Raw genomic sequence first — 1569 nt, forward strand, 5'->3', positions numbered from 1 at the left:
GAGCAGCGGCTGCCCTCGCCGAAACCGTCGGACACCCCCGCGCCGACCCGTGCCACGCCGGACACGCCCACCGACATCCGCACCGCGCCGGTGCGGGTGCCGGCAACCTCCGTCGCCCCCGCCGCCACGGTCCCGCCGAGCCCTCGGTATCCCCGGCCGACCCGGACCGCACCGACCGCGCCCCGGCCCGTCCAGACGCCGGCCACCACCGCGCCGCCCACCGCCCCCACCGCCGAGGTGCCGCCGCCCGTTGTCGACCCGCCGGCGGTTGTCGACCCGCCCGCCGCGCCGGTCGCGCCCGCCGATGAGTGACCAGGCGCCCGCCCGCCCGAACCCGCAGACAAGTGAGCAGCCCACAGTCACGCTGGACCCCCGCCGTGTGCGGGCCGCCCGCCGGCACCGGGCCGGGCGGCAGCCGGACGACGCGCCCACAGCCGTGCTGGACGTCCGGCAGATCCCCGGCGTGCGGCAGATCCCCGGCGCGCGCCGGTCCCGTGGGCGGCGTCTCCTGCCCCGGCCGAGCTGGGCCCTGGTCGCCATGGTCGTGGTCGTCCTGGGCGGTCTGCTGGTCGTCGAGGCGTACACGAACGCCGCGTTCGTACCGGACAACCGGGTGACGCCCGGCAGCCAGCGGGAGGTCCCCAGCTCGGTGGTCGGCGGCGGCCCGATCGTCAACGTCGGCGCGGAGGGCCGGACCCAGTCGCACCGCCTGCCGCCGCGCACCGTCGCGCTCACCTTCGACGACGGACCCGACCCGCGGTGGACGCCGGAGGTGCTGCGCGTCCTGGACAAGTACCAGGTCAAGGGCACCTTCTTCGTCATCGGTTCGCAGGTCGTCAGAAACCCGGAGGTGACCCGCCGGCTGGTGGCCGAGGGCCACGAGCTGGGCGTGCACACGTTCACCCATCCCGACCTCGCCGCGCTGCCGGAGTGGCGGCGCGAACTGGAGTACGCGCAGACGCAGCTCGCCATCGCCAGCACCACAGGTGTCCGGACGTCGCTGCTGCGCTTCCCGTACTCGTCCCGGGCGGACGCGTACACCGACCGGGACTGGCCGATGCTGCGGCAGGCGGGCGAGCTGGGCTACCTCACGGTCGTCAACGACGTCGACAGCCGGGACTGGGAGCTGCTCCCGGTCGAGGAGATGATCGCGAACGCCACGCCGGACGGGACGGCCGGCACCATCGCGCTGTGGCACGACTCGGGCGGCGACCGGGCCGGCACCGTGGCCGCGCTGGACCGCTACATCCCGGCGATGCTGGAACGCGGCTACCGCTTCACCACCGTCAGCGAGGGACTCAACCAGACGCTCGCGGCCGCGGGTGTGTCCGGCCCGGTGGGCGGGCACACGGCGGCCCCGCTCGACGAGCGGTTGCGGGGCCACGTGCTGGTCGGCGCGGTACGCGTCGCCGACGGCATGTTCGGGGTGCTCGGCGTCTTCTTCGTTCTCGTCGGGGTGCTCACGATCGGCCGTACCCTGCTGCTGTTCGTCGTGGCCCCGCGGCACGCGCGCCGCCGCCGTCGCCGCGACTGGTCCTGGGGCCCGCCGGTCACCGAACCGGTCTCGGT

1 protein-coding gene and 1 pseudogene are annotated in these 1569 nt (G+C 75.5%); both read left to right on the top strand.

Annotated elements, in window-relative coordinates:
• Positions 1–312, top strand: a pseudogene (locus tag KBX39_RS30810) (hypothetical protein); the annotation flags it as partial.
• Positions 305–1569: polysaccharide deacetylase family protein (locus KBX39_RS30815; protein WP_210873914.1), on the top strand; the 1265-nt coding region annotated here is incomplete at its 3' end. The pseudogene KBX39_RS30810 and the gene KBX39_RS30815, both read left to right, overlap by 8 nt.

The sequence above is a fragment of the Micromonospora sp. D75 genome (assembly GCF_018070405.1).
GTDB classification, from domain to species: domain Bacteria; phylum Actinomycetota; class Actinomycetes; order Mycobacteriales; family Micromonosporaceae; genus Micromonospora; species Micromonospora chalcea.